General features: G+C 65.8%; 17 protein-coding genes. 14 read left to right on the top strand and 3 right to left on the bottom strand.

The genetic code is table 11. From position 1 onward, the window contains the following. The first annotated feature begins 8 nt into the window (after window positions 1-8). Together nudB and AC1DQR_RS34445 are read left to right on the top strand one after the other, a co-directional pair. The gene (gene nudB / locus AC1DQR_RS34450; protein ID WP_150987898.1) at window positions 9-482 is read left to right on the top strand and encodes a dihydroneopterin triphosphate diphosphatase; all 474 of its coding nucleotides are present in this window, start codon (window positions 9-11) and stop codon (window positions 480-482) included. Next, a complete protein-coding gene (locus AC1DQR_RS34445) occupies window positions 479-1,267 on the top strand; it encodes an endonuclease/exonuclease/phosphatase family protein (protein ID WP_416047579.1) in 789 nt (262 codons plus the stop codon). The genes nudB and AC1DQR_RS34445 overlap by 4 nt, the downstream gene beginning before the upstream one ends. Before the next feature lie 9 nt (window positions 1,268-1,276). On the opposite strand, the gene AC1DQR_RS34440 is transcribed toward AC1DQR_RS34445, so the two are convergent. Next, complete coding sequence (locus AC1DQR_RS34440) at window positions 1,277-2,158, bottom strand: LysR family transcriptional regulator (protein WP_416047580.1); 882 nt, start codon at window positions 2,156-2,158, stop codon at window positions 1,277-1,279. Between the two features lie 135 nt (window positions 2,159-2,293). On the opposite strand from AC1DQR_RS34440, the gene AC1DQR_RS34435 reads away from it, so the two are divergent. Then, entirely contained in the window at window positions 2,294-2,893 is a 600-nt protein-coding gene (locus AC1DQR_RS34435) for a short chain dehydrogenase (protein WP_416047581.1), read from the top strand. Here the strand turns inward: AC1DQR_RS34435 and mobB are convergent. Continuing rightward, window positions 2,878-3,435 (bottom strand): molybdopterin-guanine dinucleotide biosynthesis protein B, encoded by a 558-nt coding sequence (gene mobB, locus AC1DQR_RS34430; protein ID WP_416047582.1) that lies wholly within the window; start codon window positions 3,433-3,435, stop codon window positions 2,878-2,880. The genes AC1DQR_RS34435 and mobB overlap by 16 nt on opposite strands. A 141-nt stretch (window positions 3,436-3,576) precedes the next feature. On the opposite strand from mobB, the gene clsB reads away from it, so the two are divergent. The 7 genes from clsB to AC1DQR_RS34395 all read left to right on the top strand — a co-directional run bounded on the left by clsB (window position 3,577) and on the right by AC1DQR_RS34395 (window position 13,480). After that, entirely contained in the window at window positions 3,577-4,893 is a 1,317-nt protein-coding gene (clsB, locus tag AC1DQR_RS34425; RefSeq protein ID WP_416047583.1) for a cardiolipin synthase ClsB, read from the top strand. A 367-nt stretch (window positions 4,894-5,260) separates the two neighbouring features. Then, a complete protein-coding gene (locus AC1DQR_RS34420) occupies window positions 5,261-5,851 on the top strand; it encodes a TetR/AcrR family transcriptional regulator (RefSeq protein WP_477134667.1) in 591 nt (196 codons plus the stop codon). A gap of 73 nt (window positions 5,852-5,924) precedes the next feature. Next, window positions 5,925-7,712, top strand: a complete 1,788-nt coding sequence (locus AC1DQR_RS34415) for an acyl-CoA dehydrogenase C-terminal domain-containing protein (RefSeq protein WP_477134655.1) — start codon at window positions 5,925-5,927, stop codon at window positions 7,710-7,712. Between the two features lie 192 nt (window positions 7,713-7,904). Next, window positions 7,905-10,331 (top strand): 3-hydroxyacyl-CoA dehydrogenase/enoyl-CoA hydratase family protein, encoded by a 2,427-nt coding sequence (locus tag AC1DQR_RS34410; RefSeq protein WP_416047585.1) that lies wholly within the window; start codon window positions 7,905-7,907, stop codon window positions 10,329-10,331. Window positions 10,332-10,349: 18 nt separating this feature from the next. Then, window positions 10,350-11,549 carry an acetyl-CoA C-acyltransferase gene (locus tag AC1DQR_RS34405; RefSeq protein WP_477134666.1) on the top strand — a complete coding sequence of 400 codons (1,200 nt, stop codon included), beginning with the start codon at window positions 10,350-10,352 and terminating at the stop codon, window positions 11,547-11,549. 143 nt (window positions 11,550-11,692) lie between these two features. Beyond that, the gene (locus AC1DQR_RS34400; RefSeq protein ID WP_477134654.1) at window positions 11,693-12,649 is read left to right on the top strand and encodes a DegV family protein; all 957 of its coding nucleotides are present in this window, start codon (window positions 11,693-11,695) and stop codon (window positions 12,647-12,649) included. Between the two features lie 54 nt (window positions 12,650-12,703). Further along, window positions 12,704-13,480 (top strand): enoyl-CoA hydratase, encoded by a 777-nt coding sequence (locus AC1DQR_RS34395; protein WP_183035553.1) that lies wholly within the window; start codon window positions 12,704-12,706, stop codon window positions 13,478-13,480. A 26-nt stretch (window positions 13,481-13,506) separates the two neighbouring features. On the opposite strand, the gene AC1DQR_RS34390 is transcribed toward AC1DQR_RS34395, so the two are convergent. Then, window positions 13,507-13,929, bottom strand: coding sequence for an acyl-CoA thioesterase (locus AC1DQR_RS34390; RefSeq protein WP_416047587.1), 423 nt, complete (start codon window positions 13,927-13,929; stop codon window positions 13,507-13,509). 178 nt (window positions 13,930-14,107) lie between these two features. Here AC1DQR_RS34390 and AC1DQR_RS34385 point away from each other — a divergent pair, with 178 nt between their 5' ends. From AC1DQR_RS34385 to AC1DQR_RS34370, 4 genes are all read left to right on the top strand, one after another. After that, a complete protein-coding gene (locus AC1DQR_RS34385) occupies window positions 14,108-16,003 on the top strand; it encodes an ABCB family ABC transporter ATP-binding protein/permease (protein WP_416047588.1) in 1,896 nt (631 codons plus the stop codon). A 185-nt stretch (window positions 16,004-16,188) separates the two neighbouring features. Next, window positions 16,189-17,322: an ABC transporter substrate-binding protein gene (locus AC1DQR_RS34380; RefSeq protein ID WP_183035556.1), complete on the top strand. Its 1,134-nt coding sequence runs from the start codon at window positions 16,189-16,191 to the stop codon at window positions 17,320-17,322. Beyond that, window positions 17,319-18,182 (top strand): ABC transporter ATP-binding protein, encoded by an 864-nt coding sequence (locus AC1DQR_RS34375; RefSeq protein WP_477134653.1) that lies wholly within the window; start codon window positions 17,319-17,321, stop codon window positions 18,180-18,182. Before AC1DQR_RS34380 ends, AC1DQR_RS34375 begins: the two co-directional genes overlap by 4 nt. Before the next feature lie 2 nt (window positions 18,183-18,184). Then, window positions 18,185-18,970, top strand: a complete 786-nt coding sequence (locus AC1DQR_RS34370) for an ABC transporter permease (protein ID WP_477134652.1) — start codon at window positions 18,185-18,187, stop codon at window positions 18,968-18,970. Window positions 18,971-19,004: the final 34 nt, after the last annotated feature.

Below are 19,004 nucleotides of genomic sequence, written 5' to 3'. Positions count from 1 at the left end.
CTATCCCCATGTCCTACAAAATCCCTGAATCCGTCCTGGTTGTGATCCACACACCAGACCTGCAAGTGCTGTTGATCGAGCGCGCCGACCGGCCGGGCTACTGGCAGTCGGTTACCGGCAGCCTGGACACGCCCGACGAGCCGCTGGCGCTGACGGCCGCGCGCGAGGTGGCCGAGGAAACCGGCCTGATCGCCGCCGAGCACCAGCTGGACGACTGGAACCACACCATCGAGTACGAAATCTACCCGCAGTGGCGCCACCGCTACGCACCGGGCGTGACGCGCAACACCGAGCACTGGTTTGGCCTGCGTGTCGCGCAGCCGCTGCCGGTGACGCTGGCGCCGCGCGAGCACTTGCAGTATCAGTGGCTACCGTGGCGGGAGGCCGCCGCGCTCTGCTTCTCGACCAGCAATGCCGAGGCGGTGCTGCAGTTGGGCTGGCGGGTGCGGGGGCAGCGTGCGGCCTGCGGAGCGGACCTATGAGGCTGCGCGTCGTCACCTACAACATTCACAAGGGCGTGACCGGCATCAAGGGCAAGTCGCGTATCCATAACGTGCGCGATGGCCTGCACGTGGTGAATGCGGACATCGTCTTCCTGCAGGAGGTGCAGGATCGCAATGACCGCCTGGTGGCGGCGGCCTTGTTCGACCCGGATTACACCCAGCTCAACTATTTGGCGACCGATGCGTATCCGCATTCGGTCTACGGCCGCAATGCGGTGTACGACCACGGGCACCACGGCAATGCCATCCTGTCGCGCCATCCGATCCTGATGTCGGAAAACCTCGACATCTCCGACCATCGCTTCGAGCAGCGTGGCCTGCTGCACGCGGTGGCGGATATGAACGGGGTCGAGGCCCATCTGATCTGCGTGCATTTCGGCTTGTTCGCGCGCAGCCGCGCGCGCCAGGCGGAAGCACTGGTCAAGCGGGTGCAGGATGTGGTGCCAGCCGAGGCGCCGCTGGTGATCGCGGGGGATTTCAATGACTGGAACCACCGGCTCGACAACCTGATCTGCAACACGCTTGGGGCGACGGAGGTGTCCTCCGCGGGTGGCGCGCGGCTGCACACCTTTCCCAGCCACATGCCCTGGTGGCAACTCGACCGCATCTATGTGCGCGGCTTCGAGATCGAGCACGCCAGTGCGCTGACCGGCCGCGACTGGGCCCAGCGCTCCGACCACGTGCCATTGATGGCGGAGCTTGCACGCATTGCCGTGCCGGAGCGGCCAGTTGTCCACAAGGCCAAGGCAGGCACGATTTCCTGAGGGCTATCTTCAGGCGCTCATTTTCTCCAGCATGACATCGACAAAGCAGGCCTGCTTGGGCAGCGGCCGCGGGTCGCGCGGATAAAGCAGGTGGACCGGCCTTGGCGCTGGCACGGCGTCTTGCAGCAACGGGACCAGCAGCCCGGCGGCTATGTCTGCCGCCAGCAGCACTTCCGGCTGCATCACCACCCCACAGCCAGCTAGCGCCGCGCGCCGTAGCGCCTGGCCGTTGTTGGCCGCCAGCGGCGCCGTAGACATGGCCGCCGCACCATCCTCGGGGGCCGGCCACCCCATGCCTTGCGGCCACAACAGATGATTCAGGCAGCGGTGCCCGGCCAGCTCTGCCAGCGTGCGGGGATGGCCCGCTTGCGCGAGGTAGGCCGGCGCCGCGCAGATCGCCATGCGATACGGCCGCAACGGCCGCGCCACCAGATGGTCGGAGCTGGCCAGCGCGCCGATGCGCACGGCGGCGTCGAAACCATCGGCAATCAGGTCGGTGAAAACGTCGTCGAGCACCAGTTCCACTGTGACTTCCGGGTAGCGCAGCAGGTAGGCCGATACCGCTTCGGCGACCGCCGTCTCCCCCAACGTCACCGGCGCGGTCACGCGCAGGCGGCCGCGTGGCTGGCTGTGCAGACGTTCGGCCACGGTCTCCGCTTTGCGCACGCGCTCCAGGATCTGCCGGCATTCCTCCAGGAACAGGTGGCCGGCTTCGGTCAGGCTTTGGCGGCGCGTGCTGCGTTGCAGCAAACGCACGCCAAGATGCCGCTCCAGCTGGCCGACATGCTTGCCTACCATCACCGCCGACAGGCCCAGTGCATCGGCGCAGGCGCTGAAGCTGCCGGCTTCGGCAGCGGCGGCAAACACTTCCATGCTGCGGAGCTTGTCCATGGATTGCTAATAAAAAATTAGGGATGTGCAAAATCCTAGCCCATTTATCCCTCTTGAATCCACTTTCAAAATGCATTCCTGATGGCGGTAGAAGGAGTGCCGTCTTCCTAGACAACCAGAACCATGGGGAATGCGATGAAGATTGTTGTGATCGGAGCCAGCGGAACGCTCGGCCAGGCGGTAGTACAGAACCTGTCGGCTCGCCACGACGTGGTGCGGGTCGGCAAGTCGCGCGGCGATCATCGGGTCGACCTGACCCGGCCGGAATCCGTGCAGGCCTTGTTTGACGCGACCGGCCGGGTGGACGCCATCGTCGCCACGACCGGAAGCCTGTTTTTCGGGCCGCTCGCGCAGATGCGGGCCGAGGACTTCGACATCGGGCTACAGGACAAGTTGCTCGGGCAGGTGCGGCTGGCGCTGGTTGGCCAGCATTTCCTGAACGATGGCGGCTCGATCACGCTCACCAGCGGCATTGTCGGCAGCGAGCCGATCCGCATGGGCGCCAATGCCGGCAGCGTCAATGCGGCGCTGGAGGGGTTCGTGCGTAGCGCGGCGCCCGAACTGGAGCGCGGCCTGCGCATCAATGTGGTCAGCCCCACGGTCGTGCAGGAGTCATGGCCCGCGTATGGCGATTTCTTCCCCGGCTTTGAGCCGGTGCCGGCGGCGCGCGTCGCGCTGGCCTTCCAGCGCAGCGTGGAAGGGCCGCGCAGCGGGCATGTCTATCGGGTCTGGTGAGGCTGCGCCAAGGCGGCGGCCAGTGCGGGCGTGAGTTCGAGTGCGCTGTCGCGGATGATCTGGCAGATCGCGTCAAGGTCCGCCAGGTCCAGCACGGGCAAGGCGGTGAGCGCGGCCACCGCCTGCGGCTGGTCGCTGGCGACGGCCATGATGCTCGGCACTTCCGGCCATAGCGGTGGCCTGCCCAGGTCCGGGCGGAACACTTCCAGCTTGGGGAAATCGCTGCGCTTGTAACCTTCCACCAGCACCAGGTCCGTGTCGGCGGGCAGCACGGCCAGCGCATCGGCCAGCTCAGGCGAGGCCTCGGCTTCGGGATAGTGGCGCATCAGCGTGAGGTGCCGCGCGCCCACCAGCACGACATTGGCGCAGCCAGCCTGGCGCATGCGCCAGGAGTCCTTGCCCGGGGTGTCCGGGTCAAATCCATGGTGGGTGTGCTTGACGCCGGCCACGCGCAGGCCGGCGGCGGCGAAGCGCGGGATCACTTGATCCAGCAACGTGGTCTTGCCGCTGCCGGACGCACCGGAGATGCCGAAAACCTTCACGATGTCGGGGCTTGCGAGGGGATGAAGCGGCGACGATAGCAGAGAAAGGCCGCCGCGGCTCGCATGGCCCCACACGCAGTGTGCGCCGCGCGCGTCGCCTGGCGCACGCACAGGACATCGGCGTGCCTGATAATGTGGCTCATGTCATCGATTCCGCCCCCACGCCCGCCCCGCGCGCCGCCTCCCGGGCTCACCGCGAGCCGCGACGATGCCCGCGCAAGCGCGCCGCGGCATGCCGGTCCACTGCGCTCCGAATGGCGCCGCGGCAGGCCTTTGGGCGGCAATGCGGTCCGTTTGCTGCGCGGCGGCAATGAGTTCTTCCCGGCCTTGGTTGCCGCGATCGACCAGGCTGTATTTTCGGTTTCGCTGGAGACCTACATTTACGCCGATGATGCGGTCGGCGCAGCGGTGAGCGATGCGCTGATCCGTGCTGCCGGGCGGGGTGTGGCCGTGCACCTGGTGGTGGACGGTTTCGGCGCCGGCGACATGCCGGCCGGGCTTGCCGAGCGCCTGCGCGAGGGCGGGGCGTGTCTCAAGATCTTCCGTCCGCTGCGCCGCTTCAGCCTCGCGCGGCGCAACCTGCGCCGGCTGCACCGCAAGCTGGCAGTGATTGACCAGCAGATCGGCTTTGTTGGCGGCATCAACATCATCGACGACCACAACCACGGGCCCTTCGAGAGCGCCGGGCTCGGCCCCCGCTACGACTTCGCGGTGGAGGTGCGGGGCCCGCTGGTCAACCAGATCGCGCTGACCGCCGAGCGCCTGTGGTGGCAGCTATCGCTGCGCGGCGAAATGCGCAGCGTGGGCCTGGCGGGGGTGGCGGCGGAGTTTCCGCTGATCACCGACCTGCCGCTGCCGCGCCAGGACCAGGTCGGCGGCATGCGCGCCGTGCTGCTGCTGCGCGACAACCTGCGCAACCGGCGCGCCATCGAACGCGAGTACCTGCAGGCGTTGGGCGGCGCGCGCCGGGAAGTGACCATTGCCAACGCCTACTTCCTGCCTGGGCACAAGATGCGCCGCGCCCTGCTGGCGTGCCGCAAGCGCGGCGTGCGCGTGCGGCTCTTGCTCCAGGGCAGGGTCGAGTACCGTTTGCAGCACTATGCAACCCATTCGCTTTATGCGACCTTGCTCGGCGCCGGCGTGGAAATCTACGAATACGCCGATAGTTTCCTGCACGCCAAGGTGGCCGTGGTCGACGATGCCTGGGCCACGGTGGGCTCCAGCAACATGGACCCGTTCAGCCTGCTGCTGGCCCGCGAGGCCAATGTCGCGGTCTATGACGGCGCGTTTTGCGCCGAGCTGCGCCTGGAGCTGGAGCACGCCATTGCCTCGCGCAGCATCGAGGTCAAGGCCGCCACGCATGCGCGCCGTTCGGCGGTGCGCCGGATGGCGAGCTGGGCTGCCTATATGGTGCTGCGTGTCGGCGTGATCATCGCCGGCGTGACAGGGCGCTACTGATCGCGGGACAATACCGGGTGGGGCGATGCTGCTGTGCATCACTCGCGGCAACAATGCTCGTTATCTCGCCGCGCCGCGGCATGTTGCGGCGCAGGAGCGCGGGCGCTGCGTTTAGAAACCCCGATCTAATTAAAAGCTTGCTGCCAGCGGGCGCGATCACAATAATCTGAACGGTCGTTCTTTTTTGCCTTAGACTGCGTGCATTCGGGTCTGCCAGGCGGTGAAGCAGCCAGCCGGGCAGCGAAAAAATGCAGTACGTCAGGGTCATACGCGGCGCGATCCGTATCGCGCCGCGAAGAACGGAGAAAAAATCATGCGACACCAGTCAGCTCGTCTCGAATCCGCCACATCCGCGTCCCCCGCGCCCATGCGCAAGGGGGAAATGACGCGCGTGGCCATTCTGGATGCCGCGCTGGAATTGTCGTCCCGCGACGGGCTTGAAGGCTTGACCATCGGGCTGCTCGCGGAACGCATGCAGATGAGCAAAAGCGGCGTGTTCGCGCATTTCGGTTCGCGCGAGGACTTGCAGGTGGAAGTGGTGCGCGAGTATCACCGCCGGTTCGAGCAGGAGGTTTTCTATCCTTCGCTGCACGAGCCGCGTGGGCTGCCGCGCCTGCAGTCCATGGTGCGCCGCTGGATGGAAAAACGCATCCAGGAAGTGACCACGGGATGCATCTACATCAGTGGGGCGGTGGAGTACGACGACCGCGCGGAAAGCCCGGTGCGTGACGAACTCGTCAAGAGCGTCACCATCTGGCGCGCCGCGCTGACGCGCGCCATCGACCAGGCACGGGAAGAGGGGCACCTGCGCGCGGATTGCGATCCGCGCCTGATGCTGTTTGAAATGTACAGCCTTGAACTAGGCTTGCATCATGACGCCCGCTTCCTGCGTTTGCCCGCGAGTGCCGAGCTTGCCATGGTCGCGCTCAGTAAATTGATTCAGTCCTACCGTACCTGACGCCGCCGCGGCGTCCCGTGCCGGATCGTGCACGGGCGGCGTAGCGGCTTTGCAAACCTCCAAGGAGTCTTTGATGGGCCAGTACACCGCACCGTTGCGCGACATGCAGTTCGTGCTCCATGAATTGCTCGGCGTGGAAGCCGAACTCAAGGCGCTGCCGAAGCACGCCGACGTTGACGCGGACACCATCAACCAGGTGCTTGAGGAAGCCGGCAAGTTCTGCTCCGAGGTCGTGTTCCCGCTCAACCAGAGCGGCGACCGCGAAGGCTGCACCTACGTCGGCGACGGCGTGGTGACGGCGCCCAAGGGCTTCAAGGAAGCGTACAAGCAATACGTGGAAGCCGGCTGGCCGGCACTGGGCTGCGACCCCGAATACGGCGGCCAGGGCCTGCCTATCCTGGTCAACAACGTCCTGTACGAGATGCTGAACTCGGCCAACCAGGCGTGGACCATGTACCCCGGCCTGTCGCACGGCGCGTACGAAGCGCTGCACGCGCACGGCACGCCCGAGCTGCAGAAGGTCTACCTGCCCAAGCTGGTCTCCGGCGAATGGACCGGCACCATGTGCCTGACCGAGCCGCACTGCGGCACCGACCTGGGCATCCTGCGCAGCAAGGCCGAGCCGCAGGCCGATGGCTCCTACACCATTACCGGCACCAAGATCTTCATCTCGGCTGGCGAGCACGATCTCTCCGCCAACATCATCCACCTGGTGCTGGCGCGCCTGCCGGATGCACCGCAGGGCACCAAGGGCATCTCGCTGTTCGTGGTGCCGAAGTTCATCCCCGACGCCAACGGCAACCCGGGCGAGCGCAACGGCATCAAGTGCGGCTCGATCGAACACAAGATGGGCATCCACGGCAACGCCACCTGCGTGATGAACCTGGACGGCGCGCGCGGCTGGCTGGTGGGCGAGCCCAACAAGGGCCTGAACGCCATGTTCGTGATGATGAACGCCGCCCGCCTGGGCGTGGGCATGCAGGGCCTCGGGCTGACCGAAGTGGCCTACCAGAACTCGCTGGCCTATGCCAAGGACCGCCTGCAGATGCGCGCGCTGACCGGTCCCAAGGCACCGGACAAGCCAGCCGACCCGATCATCGTGCACCCGGACGTGCGCCGCATGCTGCTGACGCAGAAGGCCTTTGCCGAAGGCGGCCGCGCGTTCAGCTATTGGACCGCGCTGCAGATCGACCGCGAACTGTCGCACCCGGATGAGTCCGTGCGCAAGGAAGCGGGCGACCTGGTTGCGTTGCTCACGCCCGTGATCAAGGCCTTCCTGACCGACAATGCGTTCACCGCCACCAACGAGGGCATGCAGGTGTTCGGTGGCCACGGCTACATCGCCGAGTGGGGCATGGAGCAGTATGTGCGCGACGCGCGCATCAACATGATCTACGAAGGCACCAACACCATCCAGGCGCTGGACCTGCTGGGCCGCAAGATCCTGGGCGACATGGGCGCCAAGATGAAGGCCTTCGGCAAGATCGTGCAAGCGTTCGTCGAGGAAGAAGGCACCAACGAAGCCATGCAGGAGTTCGTCAACCCGCTGGCCGACCTGGGCGACAAGGTGCAGAAGCTCACCATGGAAATCGGCATGAAGGCCATGGGCAACCCCGACGAAGTCGGCGCTGCCGCCGTGCCTTACCTGCGCGTGGTGGGCCACCTGGTGTTCTCGTACTTCTGGGCCCGCATGGCCAAGATCGCGCTGGAGAAGGAAGCCAGCGGCGACAAGTTCTACACCACCAAGCTGGCGACCGCACGCTTCTACTTTGCCAAGCTGCTGCCGGAGACGGCATCGCAGATCCGCATGGCACGCGCTGGTTCGGCCACGCTGATGGCGCTGGACGCGGATCTGTTCTGATCGGATTGTTTGTCCTGAATTAATGCGGTTGTCTTAGCGCGGGCGCAGGATACTGGCTCTGACGGTGTCGATGCCAATGGGGTGCTCCCCTCTCCAGCAAGCGGGAGAGGGGAGCACCCGCGGCAACACCAGCGCCGGCGCCACGCGCAGCCAGCCCACCTCATCTCAACGCTCACTTTCCTAGGAGCGCGCATGTCCAATTTCATCGTCAAGAAGGTCGCCGTGCTGGGTGCCGGCGTCATGGGKGCSCAGATCGCCGCCCATCTCGTCAACGCCCGCGTGCCCGTGGTGCTGTTCGACCTGCCGGCCAAGGAAGGCCCCAAGAACGGCATCTCGCTGCGCGCCATCGAGAACCTGAAGAAACTCTCGCCGGCACCGCTGGGCATCAAGGACGAAGCCGGCCTGATCCAGGCTGCCAACTACGAGGACGACCTCGCGCTGCTCAAGGAGTGCGACGTGGTGATCGAGGCCATCGCCGAGCGCATGGACTGGAAGCACGACCTGTACAAGAAGGTCGCGCCGCACCTGGCATCGCACACGATCTTCGCTACCAATACCTCGGGCCTGTCGATCACCGCGCTGTCCGATGGTTTCGACGCGGACCTGAAGTCGCGCTTTTGCGGCGTGCACTTCTTCAACCCGCCGCGCTACATGCACCTGGTGGAACTGATCCCGACCGCGACCACGCAGCCCGCGATCCTGGACCGCCTGGAGACCTTTCTGACCTCCACGCTCGGCAAGGGCGTGGTGCGCGCCAAGGACACGCCGAACTTCATTGCCAACCGCGTTGGCATCTTCTCGATCTTGGCGGTGTTCGCCGAGGCCGAGAAGTACGGCATCCCCTTCGACGTGGTCGACGACCTGACCGGCTCCAAGCTGGGCCGTGCCAAGTCCGCCACCTTCCGCACTGCCGACGTGGTGGGCCTGGACACCATGGCCCACGTGATCAAGACCATGCAGGACACCCTGCTGGACGATCCGTTTGCGCCGGTGTACAAGACGCCCGCCGTGCTCAAGGGGCTGGTGGATGCGGGCGCATTGGGCCAGAAGACCGGCGCCGGCTTCTACAAGAAGGAAGGCAAGACCATCAAGGTGCTGGACCCCAAGACGGGCCAATACGTCGACTCGGGCAAGAAGGCCGACGAGATCGTGGTGCGCATGCTGAAGAAGGAGCCGGCCGAGCGCATCAAGCTGCTGCGCGAATCCACCAACCCGCAGGCGCAATTCCTGTGGGCGGTGTTCCGCGACGTGTTCCACTACATCGGCGTCTACCTCGAGCAGATCGCCGGCTCCGCCGCCGATATCGACCTGGCGATCCGTTGGGGCTTCGGCTGGAACTCCGGCCCCTTCGAGGACTGGCAATCGGCTGGCTGGAAGCAGGTGGCCGAGTGGGTGAAGGAAGACATCGAAGCCGGCAAGGGCCTGGCCAACGTGGCGCTGCCCGCGTGGGTCTTCGAAGGCCCGGTGGCCGAGAGCCAGGGCGTGCATGGCGCGCAGGGTTCATGGTCGCCCGCCGCGCAAGCTTTCGTGCAGCGCAACGCGTTGCCGGTGTACGAGCGCCAGGTGTTCCGCGCCGCGGTCAAGGGCACCGCCGCAACCGACCCGCGCAAGGCTGGCCGCACCGTGGAAGAAAACGATGCGGTGCGCATCTGGGTGAGCGAGGGCCAGGACGATGTGCTGGTGGTTTCGTTCAAGAGCAAGATGAACACCATCGGCCCGGACGTGATCGATGGCCTGACGCGCGCCATCGACCTGGCCGAAGCCGAGTACAAGGGCTTGGTCGTGTGGCAGCCGACGTCGCTGCAACTGGGCGCGCCGGGCGGCCCGTTCTCCGCGGGTGCCAACCTGGAAGCCGCGATGCCGGCCTTCATGATGGGCGGCGCCAAGGGCATTGAGCCCTTCGTCAAGAAATTCCAGGATGGCATGATGCGGGTGAAGTATTCCGCCGTGCCGGTGGTGTCGGCGGCGTCCGGCATCGCGCTGGGCGGCGGCTGCGAGCTGATGCTGCATTCGGCCAAGCGCGTGGCCGCGCTGGAAACCTATATCGGCCTGGTGGAAGTGGGCGTGGGCCTGGTGCCGGCCGGTGGCGGGTTGAAGGAAGCGGCCCTGGCAGCTGCACGCGCGGCACAAGCCGCTGGCAGCACCAACTACCTGCAGTTCCTCACCAACCGTTTCCAGGCAGCCGCCATGGCGAAGGTTTCGGCTTCGGCGCTGGACGCGCAGAAGATGGGCTACCTGCAGCCGTCGGACACCATCGTGTTCAACGTGCACGAGCTGCTCTACGTGGCGCAGAACGAAGTGCGCGCGCTGTCCAACGCTGGCTACCGCGCCCCGGTACCGGGCACGCTGGTGCCGGTGGCGGGCCGCTCGGGCATTGCCACCATCAAGGCGTCGCTGGCCAATATGCGCGACGGCGGCTTCATCTCCGCGCACGACTTCCTGATTGCCAGCCGCATTGCCGAGGCGGTGTGCGGCGGCGACGTGGAAGCCGGCTCGCTGGTCAGCGAGGAATGGCTGCTGGCGCTGGAACGCAAGGCCTTTGTCGACCTGCTCGGCACGGGCAAGACCCAGGAACGCATCATGGGCATGCTGCAGACCGGCAAGCCGGTGCGCAACTAAGGCAAGCGAGGAACCGACATCATGAAACAACTGCAAGACGCATACATCGTTGCCGCGACCCGCACGCCGATCGGCAAGGCTCCCAAGGGCGCGTTCAAGAACACCCGCCCGGACGACCTGCTGGCCACCATCCTGCGCGCGGCCGTGGCGCAGGTGCCTAACCTCGATCCCAGGCTGATCGAAGACGCCATCGTTGGCTGCGCCATCCCCGAGGCGCAGCAGGGCCTGAACGTCGCGCGCATCGGTGCGCTGCTGTCGGGCCTGCCGAACACCGTGGGCGGCATTACCGTCAACCGCTTCTGCGCCTCCGGCCTGTCTGCCGTGGCCATGGCCGCTGACCGCATCCGCGTGGGCGAGTCCGACGTGATGATCGCCGCCGGCGTGGAATCGATGAGCATGGTGCCGATGATGGGCAATTCGCCGTCGATGTCGCCGGCGATCTTCGAGCGCGACGAGAACATCGGCATCGCCTACGGCATGGGCCTGACCGCCGAGAAGGTCGCGCAGAAGTGGCAGGTCAGCCGCGAAGACCAGGATGCTTTCTCGCTCGCTTCGCACCAGAAGGCGATCCGCGCGCAGCAGGCCGGCGACTTCAAGGACGAAATCACCCCGATCGAGATCGTCGAGAAGTTCCCCAACCTGGCCAGCGGCCAGGTCGACGTGAAGACACGCACCATCTCGCTCGACGAAGGCCCGCGTCCGGAGACCTCGGTCGAAGGCCTGGGCAAGCTGCGCCCGGTGTTTGCCAACAAAGGCGGCGTCACCGCCGGCAACAGCTCGCAGACTTCGGATGGCGCCGGCGCGCTGATCCTGGTTTCGGAAAAGATCCTCAAGCAGTTCAACCTGGTGCCGCTGGCGCGCTTTGTGTCGTTCGCGGTGCGCGGTGTGCCGCCCGAGATCATGGGCATCGGCCCCAAGGAAGCGATTCCCGCGGCGCTCAAGGCAGCCGGCCTCACGCAGGACCAGATGGACTGGATCGAGTTGAACGAAGCCTTCGCCGCGCAGTCGCTGGCGGTGATSCGCGACCTGCAGCTGGACCCGGCCAAGGTCAACCAGATGGGCGGCGCGATYGCACTGGGCCACCCGCTGGGCGCCACCGGCGCGATCCGTTCGGCTACCGTGGTGCACGCGCTGCGCCGTAACAACCTGAAGTACGGCATGGTCACCATGTGCGTCGGCACGGGCATGGGTGCCGCAGGTATTTTCGAGCGCGTCTAAACGCGCCGCGGGGCAGGCAGCCTGAGCGCCAGGTGCGTTCGTGCTGCCTGCCCCGACTCTCGATCAGGTGAAGAAAGCAGTGCCATAACAAGGAGACAGCTGCCGCCCCGATGCGGCTCACCTGACCGGGAGGAAACAACAAGATGCAGGAGACACTCATCCTGGCCGACGCCGCGTGCGACATGCCGCGCGCGCTGATGGCCGAGCTCGGCGTGCGCACGGTGCCGTTCCGCATTCGCGCGGGCGATCGCTTTGTGGCCGACGTGCGCGACGAACCGGCCTTGCCGTCGCTTTACGCGCAATACCTGGTCGGCAAGCAGGACCACTACGCAGAATCCATTCCCTTGCTCGAACGTGAGATCGAAGACCACCTGCTCAAGCATGTGGTGACCTCATGCGACCGCGCGCTGCTGCTGACCATCGCCAGCAGCCGCAGCAAGCTGTATGCGCATGCCACGGGCGCCGTGGTTGGCACCGTGGCCAAGAGCTTCAAGCCCCGCAAGGACGCGGGGCGCACGGGGTTGTTCGAGCTGACGGTGATCGACACCGGCGCGATCGGCCCGGGCCAGGCGCTGATCGTGCGCGAGGCGGCGCGCTTGCTGGGCGGCGGCGCCAGCGCGCAAACGGTGGTGGAGGCCGTGGAGACACGCCTGCGTGACGCCGCGCATATGTTCCTGGTGCCCGATGAGTTGCTCTACATGTACACGCGGGCCAGGCACAAGGGCGAGAACAGCATCACCTGGGGCCGCTACATGCTCGGCAGCGCGTTCAATATCCGCCCCGTCGTGCATATGCATCGCGGCCAGACCGAGCCGGTGGCCAAGRCGCGCGGCGCGGACGAAGGCATGCGCCGCGTGATGGCGCATGCGGAGCAGTGCATCCGCAGCGGCCGCTTGCTGAGCCCCGCGGTAGCGCTGAGCTATGCCGGGCCGCCTGGGGCAATTCAAGCGTTGCCTGCCTATCAGTCGCTCGCGCGCACCGCGCAGCAGCATGACGTGGAGCTGATGCTGGCGCCGATGAGCCTGACGGTGGCGCTCAACGTCGGCGCAAAGGCGTTCGGGATGAGCTATCTTTGCGAGAATCCGCCGGCGTTCGAATGAACGGGTTTCGGCACGGCGGACAAGTCAACCAAGCAGTAAGGAGAAGACGATTTCATGAGCATCCTGACCACCATCGAGCAAGGCATCCTGACCCTTGAGTTCGATCGCCTCGACAAGAAGAACGCCATCACGGCGGCGATGTACCAGGCCATGGCCGATGCGCTGCGCGCGGCCGATGCCGACCCTGCCGTGCGCGTGATCGTGATCCGCGGCAAGCCGGAAGTGTTCACCGCGGGCAATGACCTGGAAGACTTCATGCAGCGTCCACCGACCGCGGGCGAGGGTGACCAGCCGGCGCCGGTATTCCAGTTCCTGCAGCAGATCAGCCAGGCCAGCAAGCCGCTGGTGGCGGCGGTGAGCGGCCCGGCGGTGGGCGTGGGCACCACCATGCTGCTGCATTGCGACCTGGTCTATGTCTCCGAGACGGCCAAGCTGTCGCTGCCGTTCGTGCAACTGGGCCTGTGCCCGGAGGCGGCATCGAGCATGCTGTTGCCGCGCCTGCTGGGTCACCAGCGCGCTGCCGAGAAACTGATGCTGGGTGAGCCGTTCAGCGCGCAGGAAGCGCTACAGATCGGCCTGGCCACGCGCGTGCTGCCGGTGGCGGAGCTCAACGAGTTCGTGCACCAGCAGGCGCGCAAGCTAGCCGCGCTGCCGGCCTCGTCGCTCAGGGAAACCAAGCGCCTGATGAAGGGCGGCGACAAGGCGGCCGTGCAGGCCAAGATGGCGGAGGAGGGCGAAGTGTTCCGGCGCATGCTGCAGGCGCCGGAAGCCAAGGAGGCGTTCAAGGCGTTCTTCGAGAAGCGCCGCCCGGACTTCTCGCAGTTCAGCTAAGGTACATGGAAACCGCCGCTGCGCACTCAGGCCAGCGGCGTGTCCTTTGCCTTCGGCAGCACGCGCGGCTGGCGTGTATCGTCCGTGGCAACGTAGGTCAGGGTGGCTTCGGTCACCTTGACGATCTCATTGCTGTGGCGCATGCGTTGCGCATAGACCTCCACCGATACGGTGATCGAGGTGCGGCCCGTCTTCTCGATATCGGCGTAGAAGCTCACCAGGTCGCCGACAAAGACCGGATGCTTGAACAGGAAGGAGTTCACCGCCACGGTGGCCACGCGGCCTTGGGCGCGCTCCACCGCCGGGATCGAGCCGGCGATGTCCACCTGGGCCATGATCCAGCCTCCGAAGACGTCGCCATGCACATTGGCATCCGCCGGCATGGGGACCACGCGCAGTGCGGGATTCTTGCCAGAGGGCAGGCAGGGGAGGACGTTAGGTTGATTCATGATGGCTGCTTGATGAGGCTGGATGGGGTTGGGGCGGGGTAGGGCGGGCTGCGGCGGAGTGACCTTGCCGCCGCGCGGCCCGGGCGTCGCGGCGCTGCCGTGACGCGCGCTTGCGGCGTGGCGCCGGCTAATTCTGTCGATCTCTGCCACAATCGCATATTCGCCCGAATTCTAACGTATGCGACGCTACTCTACGTCGGCCGAGCCGTCCCCCGCCCAGCCTTCTTCCCTCTTCGGCAAATCCAACGTTCCCCGCAGCGATTGGCAGACCGTGCGCAACCTGTTGCCCTATGTCTGGCATTACAAGTGGCGAGTGATCCTGGCGCTGGTGTGCCTGGTGGCGGCCAAGGTGGCCAACCTGGGCGTGCCGATCCTGATGAAGAAGCTGGTGGACAACATGAATGTTCCCGCCGGCAGCGCGAGCGCGCTGCTGGTGGTGCCGGTGGGCCTGATCGTCGCCTACGGGATACTGCGCTTGTCCGGCACGCTGTTTACCGAGTTGCGCGAGATCCTGTTCTCCAAGGTCACGCAGAGCGCGGTGCGCGAGATCGCGCTGCAGGTGTTTCGCCACCTGCACGCGCTGTCTCTGCGCTTTCACCTGGACCGCCAGACCGGCGGCATGAGCCGCGACATCGAGCGCGGCACGCGTGGCATTCAGTCGCTGATCTCCTACTCGCTCTACAGCATCCTGCCGACCCTGGTCGAGATGGGGCTGGTGATGGGCTTCTTCATCCTGCACTACGACATCTGGTTCGCTGCCATCACGGGCTGCGCGCTGGTGAGCTATATCGTGTTCACCATCGTGGTGACCGAGTGGCGCACGCACTTCCGGCGCAAGATGAACGAGCTGGATTCGCGCGCCAACCAGAAGGCGATCGATTCCCTGCTCAACTTCGAGACCGTCAAGTACTTCGGCAACGAGGAGTACGAGGCCGGCCGCTATGACGAGAACCTGCGCAAGTACCGCACCGCGGCGATTCGCTCGCAAAATTCGCTGTCGTTCCTCAATTTCGGCCAGCAGGCCATCATCGCCACCGGCCTGATCCTGATCCTGTGGCGCGCCACGGTGGGCGTGGCGGCGGGCAAGCTCACGCTGGGCGACCTGGTGCTGGTCAACACGCTGATGATCCAGCTGTACATTCCGCTGAACTTCCTCGGCGTGATCTACCGCGAGATCAAGCAGGCCACCACCGACATGGACCGCATGTTCGTGCTGCTGGGCACCAACCGCGAAGTCGCCGACGCGCCGGACGCCGCGGCCTTGCGCGTGCAGGGCGCGGCGGTGCGTTTCAACCATGTCGGCTTTGGCTACGAGAGCAACCGCGTGATCCTGGACGAGGTGGACTTCGCCATCGCCGCCGGCACCACTACCGCGGTGGTAGGCCACAGCGGCTCGGGCAAGTCCACGCTGGCGCGGCTGTTGTTCCGCTTCTATGACGTGGGCAGCGGCGGCATCGAGATCGACGGCCAGGATATCCGTACGATCACGCAGGACAGCCTGCGCCGCGCCATCGGCATCGTGCCGCAGGACACCGTGCTGTTCAACGACAGCATCTACTACAACATCGCCTACGGCCGCCCCGACGCCAGCCGCGACGAAGTCATCGAGGCCGCGCGCGCGGCCCAGATCGACGGCTTTATCCGCGAGTTGCCGCAGGGCTACGACACGCCGGTGGGCGAGCGCGGCCTCAAGCTGTCGGGCGGGGAGAAGCAGCGTGTCGCCATTGCCCGCACGCTGCTGAAGAACCCGCCGATCCTGGTCTTCGATGAAGCCACCTCGGCGCTGGATTCCCGTACCGAGCAGGCCATCCAGGCCGAGCTGATGCGCCTGGCGCAGAACCGCACCACGCTGCTGATCGCGCACCGGCTCTCTACGGTGGTGCATGCCGACCAGATCCTGGTGATGGACCGCGGCCGCATCATCGAGCGCGGCACCCATGCCGAACTGATGCGGCTCGACGGCCGCTACGCCGAGATGTGGCACATCCAGGCGCGCAGCGCGGCAGAGAGCGAGGCCCCCGTGGAGGATGCCGCGCTGGCCATCGAAGCTGGCGACGCAACCCAGGACGCCTGACACGGCAATCGCCGGGGCCGCAATGGATTGTCAACAATTCATTGCGGCAAACCGTCCCGAAACATCCGGTTGCACGCATTTGGTTCGACAATAGGTGGCGTATCAGCCCCATCGTGGTGCGTGTTTGCATGGCACGGGCCTTGCGGACGAACTATCCAGGAAGACGACTAACTGGAGAGAGTTCAATGCCGCTATTCCGTGCCGCCACCCCGTTCGAGGCCACTGCCGCTCACGCCGGCGCCGAGCCCGCCCATGCTGCGTCCGGCGCTGCCGCATCCACAGCGCGCCGCCGCTGGCTGCAGCTTGGCATGGCGCTGGGCACCGCCCTGGTGCTGTCGACACAATTTGCCGGCGAGGCGCACGCCCAGACCAAGGTCCGTTTCCAGCTCGACTGGCGCTTCGAAGGCCCGTCGGCGCTGTTCCTGCTGGGCGAGCAGAAGGGCTACTACAAGGCCGAGAAGCTCGATGTGTCGATCGACGCCGGCAATGGATCGGGCAACGTGGTCAACCGCGTGGCCTCCGGCACCTACGACATGGGCTTTGCCGACCTGGCCTCGGTGATGGAGTTCTACGGCAACAACCCGGATGCCAAGAACAAGCCGGTGGCCGTGATGATGGTCTACAACAACACCCCCGCCGCCGTGCTCGCGCTGAAGAAGTCCGGCATCAAGACCCCGCACGACCTGGCCGGCAAGAAGCTCGGCGCACCGGTATTCGACGCCGGCCGCCGCGCCTTCCCGATTTTCGCCAAGGCCAACGGCCTGCAGGCATCTAGCTTCAACTGGCAGGCGATGGACCCGACCCTGCGCGAGACCATGCTCACGCGCGGCGACCTCGACGCCATCACGGGCTTTTCCTTCACCTCCATCCTCAACCTGAATGCGCGCGGCGTGAAGGACGAGGACATCGTGGTGCTGCCTTACCCGCAATACGGCGTGAAGCTGTACGGCAACGCCGTGATCGCCTCGGAAGACTTCCTCAAGAAGAACCCGGAGGCGGTCAAGGCCTTCCTGCGTGCCTTCGCCAAATCGGCCAAGGACGTGATCGCCAAGCCGGAGGAGGGCATCAAGGCGGTCAAGGCCCGCGACGGCATCATCGACGAGAAGCTCGAGACCAAGCGCCTGAAGATGGCGCTGGATAGCGTGGTCAAATCGCCCGATGCGCGCGCCGAGGGCTTTGGCCGCGTCAACAAGCCGCGCTTGTCGCTGATGGCTTCGCAAGTGGCTGACGCCTTCGGCACCAAGGGCCGCATCAACCCTGACAACCTGTGGACCGATGCCTACCTGCCGTCCGCTGCCGAACTGGATGTGCTGCGATGAYGGTGGGCACTACCTCCCTGCGCAGGGGGGCCGCGCTCCCTCCTGACCTGCCAGGCGAGCCGGCGGCGCAACCCTTCGTCGAGTTCAACCGGGTCTGGCTCGCCTATAACGACGAGCTTGCCCGACAGGGTGAGTTCGCCATCGAGGACATCTCGCTGCGGGTCGAGCCGGGCGAGTTCATCGCCATCGTCGGGCCTTCCGGCTGCGGCAAGTCCACCTTCATGAAGCTGGCGACCGGGCTCAAGCCGGCCACGCGCGGCGTGGTCAAGATCGCCGGCGAGAAGGTCGCCGGCCCGCTCAAGATGGTTGGCATGGCCTTCCAGGCGCCGACGCTGCTGCCCTGGCGCACCACGTTGCAGAACGTCATGCTGCCGCTGGAGATTGTCGAGCCCTACCGCTCCACGCTGCGCCAGAAGCGCGAGGAGTACACGGCGCGCGCACGCGAGCTGCTGCGCACCGTGGGCCTGGCCGGCTACGAGGACAAGTACCCGTGGCAGCTCTCCGGCGGCATGCAGCAGCGTGCCTCGATCTGCCGCGCGCTGATCCACGAGCCGCGCATGCTGCTGCTCGACGAGCCCTTCGGCGCGCTCGATGCCTTYACCCGCGAGGAGCTGTGGTGCGTGCTGCGCGACCTGTGGCAGGCCCAGCGCTTCAACGTGATCCTGGTCACCCACGACCTGCGCGAGGCCGTGTTCCTGGCCGACACGGTCTACGTGATGAGCCAGCGCCCGGGGCGCATCCTCACGCGCAAGGAGATCGACCTGCCGCGTCCGCGCGATCTCGACCTGACCTATACCGAACCCTTTGCCGACCTCGTGCATTCGCTGCGCGAGAAGATCGGCCACGTACGGCAGCACTGACCATGAGCACTTTTTCTTCCTCGATGAGCGCGGCTCAGCAACGCCGCGTGCAGCGTGTGGCGCCATGGCTGTTGCTGGGCACGTTCCTGCTGCTGTGGCAGGGCGCGTGCCTTGTGTTCAATGTGTCGGACTTCATCCTGCCCAGCCCCAGCGCGATCGTCACGTCGCTGTTCGAATACTGGGATGTGATTGCCGGCCACGCCTGGCGTACCTTCTGGACCACCATGGTCGGCTTTGGCCTCGCCATCATCGTGGGTGTGGTGCTGGGTTTGCTGATGGGCTCGTCCAAGCTGGCGTATGCCGCCGGGTATCCGCTGATGACGGCGTTCAATGCGTTGCCGAAGGCGGCCTTCGTGCCGATCCTTGTGGTGTGGTTCGGCCTGGGTGCCGGCCCAGCGATCCTGACCGCCTTCCTGATCTCGTTCTTCCCGATCATGGTCAATATCGCCACGGGGCTGGCCACCTTGGAGCCGGAACTGGAGGATGTGCTGCGCGTACTTGGTGCAAAGCGCACCGATGTGTTGCTCAAGGTCGGGCTGCCGCGGTCGATGCCTTACTTCTTTGCTTCGCTCAAGGTGGCGATCACGCTGGCTTTCGTCGGCACTAMCGTGTCCGAGATGAGTGCCGCCAATGAAGGCATCGGCTATTTGCTGGTGTCCGCCGGATCGGCGATGAAGATGCCGCTGGCGTTTGCCGGGCTAGTGGTGATCGCGGTGATGGCGATGGTGATGTATGAGTTTTTTGCGGTGGTGGAGAGGCGGATGACGGGGTGGGCGCATCGGGGGTGAAGGGGGAAGGGGGTAGGGGGTAGGGGGTAGGGGG

The organism is Cupriavidus sp. 05L411 (genome assembly GCF_056398045.1).
This window is presented reverse-complemented; position numbering and strand designations above follow the sequence as displayed.

Bases quoted from the DNA above. Each gene is read 5' to 3' on its own strand.
- nudB (WP_150987898.1), top strand. From the start codon at position 9: ATGTCCTACAAAATCCCTGAATCCGTCCTGGTTGTGATCCACACACCA.
- AC1DQR_RS34445 (WP_416047579.1), top strand. From the start codon at position 479: ATGAGGCTGCGCGTCGTCACCTACAACATTCACAAGGGCGTGACCGGC.
- AC1DQR_RS34440 (WP_416047580.1), bottom strand. From the start codon at position 2,158: ATGGACAAGCTCCGCAGCATGGAAGTGTTTGCCGCCGCTGCCGAAGCC.
- AC1DQR_RS34435 (WP_416047581.1), top strand. From the start codon at position 2,294: ATGAAGATTGTTGTGATCGGAGCCAGCGGAACGCTCGGCCAGGCGGTA.
- clsB (WP_416047583.1), top strand. From the start codon at position 3,577: ATGTCATCGATTCCGCCCCCACGCCCGCCCCGCGCGCCGCCTCCCGGG.
- AC1DQR_RS34420 (WP_477134667.1), top strand. From the start codon at position 5,261: ATGCGCAAGGGGGAAATGACGCGCGTGGCCATTCTGGATGCCGCGCTG.
- AC1DQR_RS34415 (WP_477134655.1), top strand. From the start codon at position 5,925: ATGGGCCAGTACACCGCACCGTTGCGCGACATGCAGTTCGTGCTCCAT.
- AC1DQR_RS34395 (WP_183035553.1), top strand. From the start codon at position 12,704: ATGAGCATCCTGACCACCATCGAGCAAGGCATCCTGACCCTTGAGTTC.
- AC1DQR_RS34390 (WP_416047587.1), bottom strand. From the start codon at position 13,929: ATGAATCAACCTAACGTCCTCCCCTGCCTGCCCTCTGGCAAGAATCCC.
- AC1DQR_RS34385 (WP_416047588.1), top strand. From the start codon at position 14,108: ATGCGACGCTACTCTACGTCGGCCGAGCCGTCCCCCGCCCAGCCTTCT.
- AC1DQR_RS34380 (WP_183035556.1), top strand. From the start codon at position 16,189: ATGCCGCTATTCCGTGCCGCCACCCCGTTCGAGGCCACTGCCGCTCAC.